6 protein-coding genes and 1 pseudogene are annotated in these 5,336 nt (G+C 65.5%); all 7 read left to right on the top strand.

All coding sequences use genetic code 11. The annotated features are described in order from the left end of the window. Positions 1-585, top strand: a 585-nt coding sequence (locus ACILRA_RS19310; protein ID WP_395663685.1) for an ABC transporter ATP-binding protein, incomplete at its 5' end; no start/stop codon positions are given. A 4-nt stretch (positions 586-589) separates the two neighbouring features. Beyond that, positions 590-1,654, top strand: a complete 1,065-nt coding sequence (locus ACILRA_RS19315; RefSeq protein WP_395663686.1) for a Gfo/Idh/MocA family protein — start codon at positions 590-592, stop codon at positions 1,652-1,654. Further along, positions 1,654-2,481, top strand: a complete 828-nt coding sequence (locus ACILRA_RS19320) for a sugar phosphate isomerase/epimerase family protein (protein ID WP_395663687.1) — start codon at positions 1,654-1,656, stop codon at positions 2,479-2,481. The genes ACILRA_RS19315 and ACILRA_RS19320 overlap by 1 nt, the downstream gene beginning before the upstream one ends. Positions 2,482-2,495: 14 nt before the next feature. After that, the gene (locus tag ACILRA_RS19325) at positions 2,496-3,317 is read left to right on the top strand and encodes an alpha/beta fold hydrolase (protein ID WP_395663690.1); all 822 of its coding nucleotides are present in this window, start codon (positions 2,496-2,498) and stop codon (positions 3,315-3,317) included. Next, positions 3,289-3,996, top strand: coding sequence for a ribulose-phosphate 3-epimerase (locus ACILRA_RS19330; protein ID WP_395663688.1), 708 nt, complete (start codon positions 3,289-3,291; stop codon positions 3,994-3,996). Before ACILRA_RS19325 ends, ACILRA_RS19330 begins: the two co-directional genes overlap by 29 nt. Before the next feature lie 5 nt (positions 3,997-4,001). After that, the gene (locus tag ACILRA_RS19335) at positions 4,002-4,940 is read left to right on the top strand and encodes an ROK family protein (protein ID WP_395663689.1); all 939 of its coding nucleotides are present in this window, start codon (positions 4,002-4,004) and stop codon (positions 4,938-4,940) included. A 142-nt stretch (positions 4,941-5,082) separates the two neighbouring features. After that, positions 5,083-5,336: pseudogene (locus tag ACILRA_RS19340) on the top strand (sugar ABC transporter substrate-binding protein); the annotation flags it as partial.

A 5,336-nucleotide genomic window follows, 5' to 3' on the forward strand; every position in this document is an offset into this window, starting at 1 on the left:
ATGGACGAGCCGCTCTCCAACCTCGATGCCAAGCTCCGCGGCCACATGCGCGCGGAACTGAAGCACATGCAGTCAACGCTCGGCACCACGACGATCTATGTGACGCATGATCAGATCGAGGCCATGACGCTGGCCCACCGCGTGGCCATCCTCGAGCGCGGCGTGCTGCAGCAGCTCGATACGCCGGCCAAGATCTATAATGACCCCGCCAATCTCTTCGTCGCGCAGTTCATCGGCTCGCCGCCGATGAATGTGGTGCATGGCTCGCTGGAAGGCTCAACCTTCCAGACGCGCGGCGGCAAGGTTGAGGTTCCCGTAACAGGGCGGCTCGACAAGGCGATCCTGGGCGCCAGGCCCGAGGATTGCGCGGTGACAGCACCGGGGCAGGGCAATCTCGCCGCCGAAATCTATACGGTGGAACTCATCGGCGATCACACGCTCGTCACCGTCAAGGCGGGCGAGGACATGCTCACCGTCAAGGCGCACAAGGACTTCGCGGGCGCCACGGGCGAGAACATCGGCATTTCCTTCAGCAAGGACCGCCTCTTCGTCTTCGACGCCGCGACGGGTACGCGGGTCCGCTGAGAGGATGACGGCCAAGCTCAATGTGGGCGTTCTGGGCTGCGGCCCCATCGCCCAGGCCGGACATTTCGAAAGCTGCACCAAGGCCTCCAACGCGAGGCTCTATGCCATCTGTGACGTGGCAGCCGACCTGCGCGAGCGCATGGCATGGACGCATGCGCCGGAGAAATCCTACGGCGACTATGACGAGATGCTGGCGGATCCGAAGCTCGATGCCGTCATCATCGCCACATCGGACGCGTTCCATGTGCCAGCCTCCATCAAGGCGCTACGGGCGGGCAAGCACGTGCTGTGCGAGAAGCCCGTGGGCATAGGCCTCGAGGAGGTGCTGGAACTCGAACGCGAAGTGGCGCTGAGCGGCAAGCGCTTCCAGGTCGGCCACATGAAGCGTTATGACATCGGCCTGCAGGAGGCGAAGCGCTTCATTGCGGATGAGATGGGCGAGATCGTCGCGCTGAAGGCCTGGTATTGCGACAGCACGCACCGCTACGCGATGACGGATGCGGTGCAGCCGCTCATCGTGAAATCAAAGAATGCGCTCAAGCCCAGCCAGGATCCCAAGGCCGATCTCACGCGCTATTACATGCTGGCCCATGGCTGCCACCTCGTCGACACGGCGCGTTACTTTGCAGGCGACATCACGGCGGTGAATGCGCGGCTGTCACGCGCCAAGGGCATGCATTGCTGGTTCGTCGACGTTGATTTCGCATCGGGCACGCTGGGCCATCTCGACCTGACTGTTGCCGTGCGGATGGACTGGCACGAGGGCTTCCAGATCTACGGGCAGAACGGCTCCGTCATCGGCAAGACCTTCAATCCTTGGTACTACAAGACATCCGAGGTCGACATCTTCCGGGAGCGTGACGGCGCGTCCTACCGCCCGCTGGGCGCTGATGGGCATTTCTACCGCCGCCAGCTCGAAGGTTTTGCCCGCGCCATTCTCGATGATGCGCCGCTGACAGGTGCTGGCATCGAGGACGGCATCGCTTCCGTGCGCGCCATGCTGGCCATCGCAAGATCCGCCGCGGAGGGCCGCAAGGTCCGCCTCGACGAGGTGTCCGGGCAGCTGTGATGCGCATCGGCGTCTTCGCCAAGACTTTCCCCGGCAGCGACCCCGCAACGGTGCTGGCGCAGTCGAAAGCGGCGGGCTTCGAGGGCGTTCAGTACAACATGGCCTGCTCCGGCCTGCCCTCCATGCCGGATGCGATCTCGCCCGACATCACCCGCGCGGTGGCGCAGGCGGCGAAAGAGACGGGCCAGCAGATCATGGCGCTGTCTGGCACCTACAACATGATCCATCCGGACGTGGCCGTCAGGCGCGTTGGCGAGCGGCGGCTCGCCGTCATCGCCGCCGCGAGCCGGCAGATGGGCTGCCCGCTCGTCACCCTCTGCACCGGTACGCGTGACGCGGAGGATCAGTGGCGGCATCATCCTGAAAACGGCTCACCCGAAGCCTGGCTGGATCTGCAGCGCGCCTTCGAAGTTGCGATCGGGATTGCGGATGAACATGACGTTCTGCTCGGCATCGAACCCGAGCTCGCCAATGTGGTGAATGGTGCTACCGCCGCGCGCCGCCTCATTGATGACATGAAATCGGATCGCCTGCGCATCGTGCTCGACCCCGCGAACCTCACGGAGGAAGCGGAGGATGCCGAACGCCGCGACATCATCGCGCGCGCCGTCGATCTGCTGGCGGACCGCATCGTGATGGCGCATGCGAAGGACAGGGCGGCTGACGGCAGTGTTGCCACAGCGGGCAAGGGCGTCATCGACTTCGGCCATTTCCTCTCGGCGCTGAAAGCTGCGGGCTTCGATGGCCCGCTGGTGGCGCATGGTTTCGGGGCGGAGGAGGCGGCAGGCGTTGCAGCCTTCCTCAGGCAGCAGCGGCAGGCGCTGTGAAGGGCTTCCGCACCATTTCTCTGGAGCGTGACGGGCTCGCCCTTGCATTGCATGTGCAGGAAGGGGAGGGGCCAATCATGTTCTTCCAGCACGGGCTTTGTGGAGACGCTGCGCAGCCTGCATCAGTGTTTCCCGAGGGCGCGCGGCTTGCCGTGCTTGAGTGCCGTGGCCATGGCGAGAGCCCCGCGGGTGCGGTTGAGAGCTTCTCCATCGCGACATTTGCCGACGATGTGCTCGCTGCCATGTCAATGCTCGGCGGCGGCCCCGTGATCGTCGGTGGTATCTCCATGGGCGCTGCGATTGCGATGCGGATTGCCTGCCTTGCGCCGAAGCGCGTGGCGGGACTGGTGATCGCACGGCCGGCATGGACCACGCATCCCGCTCCTTCCAACATGATACCCAATCTTGAAGTTGGCCTGATGCTTCAGCAACCGCCTTCGGCGGATGAGGTGAATGATTTCCTCGCCACCGCAACGGGCCGGATGCTGGCCGTGGACGCGCCGGACAACCTCGCCTCTCTCACCGGCTTCTTCCGCAGGGAGCCGCGCGATGTAACGGCGGAGCTCTTGACGCGCATCTCGCGTGATGGTCCGGGCGTGACGGATAACCAACTGTCATCCCTTTCCATCCCCACACTCGTCATCGGCCACGGTGAAGACGTGGTCCACCCGATGGCCCATGCACGTTATCTCGCCAACCTCATTCCCGCTTCGCAGCTTGTGGAGATTCCGCCCAAGACGCGCGGGCGGGAGGCCTATGAGGCAGGCTTCCGCGGCGCACTTGGCCGCTTCATTCAGGAGATTCATCATGCCTCATCCCCAGCCCGGCTGGTTTGACCGCCTCGCCAGCGGCCGCTGCCTTGCCGAATTCTCCATGTGGTCGGCCGACCTGTGCAACCTCGCGCGCGACCTCGAGCGCATCGCACCCCATGCCGACATACTGCACATCGACGTGGCGGATGGCGTGTTCGCGCCCGCACTGCTGTTCTTCCCAGACCTTGTGAGCGCCATCCGGGCCAGAAGTGCAGTGCCTATTCACGTGCATCTGATGGTGGATGACGCGATCCTGCTGGCGCAGGCCGGGCAGTTCGCCGATGCGGGTGCCGACCTCATCAGCATCCATGCCGAGAATGGCAATGCGGCGGAGGCCGTTTCGCTCATCACCGCGCGCGGGCTGCTGGCAGGCGCGGTGCTGCGGGTTGAAAGCCCGCTCGATGTCGTGGCACCGCTGCTGCCGAAGCTCAGCATGGTGACGCTGCTTGGCACGGCGATTGGCGTCAAAGGGCAGGGACTGTCCGAAACCGCGCCGGGCCGCATCGCGGAGATGCGGCTTAAGGTGGCGGCATCCGGTGCGAGGCATCGGCAGATCGTGGCGGCGGATGGCGGCATCCGCGACAACACCGTGCCCACGCTGGTGGCCCATGGGGCGGAAACCGTGGTGCTGGGCTCGCTCGCCTTCGGTGCACCGGACTTGGGCGCACGCATCGCCTGGCTGCACGCTCTTCCAGGAGCATGAGTCCCATGCCGGGCGATGCCGCGCTGGCGGTCGATGTCGGGGGAACGCGGCTTCGTGCGGCGCTGGTGGACGTGGAGGGCCGCGTCATGCACCGCCACGCCATGCTGACACCTGCCAACGAAGGCGCGGAAGCCGTGGTCGATGCCATCGCCACCGCCTGCCGGGCGGTGATGGCGCAGTGCGGCGCCATGAAGGACCTCAAACTCGGCCTCTGCGCGCCAGGCCCGCTTGATGCGCGGCGCGGCGTGGCGCTCGCAACACCGACCATTCGCGGCTTCACCGGCTTCCCGCTGCGCCAGGCGGTCGAAGAGGCGGTAGGCCTTCCCGCCGTCATCGAGAATGACGGCCCCTGCGCCGCGCTCGGTGAATGGATGTGCGGGGCCGGAAGGGGTGCGGCCGACTTCGTCTACGTCACCATTTCAACTGGCATCGGCGGCGGCATTGTGTCGGAGGGACGGCTGCTGCGCGGGCGCCTTGGCCTTGCAGGCCACATCGGCCACATCCCGATCAGGCCCGAGGGCGGCGCCACCTGCTTTTGCGGCCAGCCGGGCTGCTGGGAGGCTGAAGCCTCCGGCTCAGCCCTCACCAGGAAGGCGGTTGCCGCGGGCTTCGCCGGGCTCGCCGATGCCTTTGCCGCGGCCGAGGCCGGTGAAAGCCAGGCAATGGCCTTCGCCGCTGCTGCTGCGGCTGACATCGCGCTCGGGCTCGCCGCCGTCATCCATGTGCTGAACCCGGAGCGGATCGTGATTGGCGGCGGGGTTGCGAATGCCCTTCCGCTTCTGGGGCCGATGATCCGCCGCAACGTCGATGCGCGCGTGCTGCCGCCGTTTCGTGGCGTTGACATCGTGCCTGCGGCTCTGGGCGATGATTCCGGTCTCGCCGGTGCAGCGCAGCTAGTCCTGCGGCCGGGCTCAGCGCCTGCAGCGGACGAGGGTCTGGCATGATATCTTGCAACTCCTCTTCACAGGGGGCGTGCAGCGAACTAAGGTCTCATACGGGCCGCTCTCCACACCGAAGAGGGAGCCTCCGTCCGGGCCCGCTCAAGGATCACGCCCGGCCACGAATTTGAAACATGGGAGGAATACTATGAAACTGACCAGAAGATCGCTCGTTCTCGGCTCGCTCACCCTGCCGCTGATGTCGTCCGTTGCCTTTGCCGCCGACAAGATCCTGGCCTCGGTGCCAGGTCTGAGCTTCCCTTTCTTCGTGCACATGATGAACGCCTTCAAGGCGGAGATCGTGAAGCAGGGCTATGAGGTCATCGAGTCCGACGGACAGGTGTCCTCGCCCAAGCAGACGGCCGATATCGAGGCCGCCATCACGCAGGGCGTGAAGGGCAT

The organism is Aestuariivirga sp. (assembly GCF_044239095.1).
Taxonomy (GTDB): Bacteria; Pseudomonadota; Alphaproteobacteria; order Rhizobiales; family Aestuariivirgaceae; genus Aestuariivirga.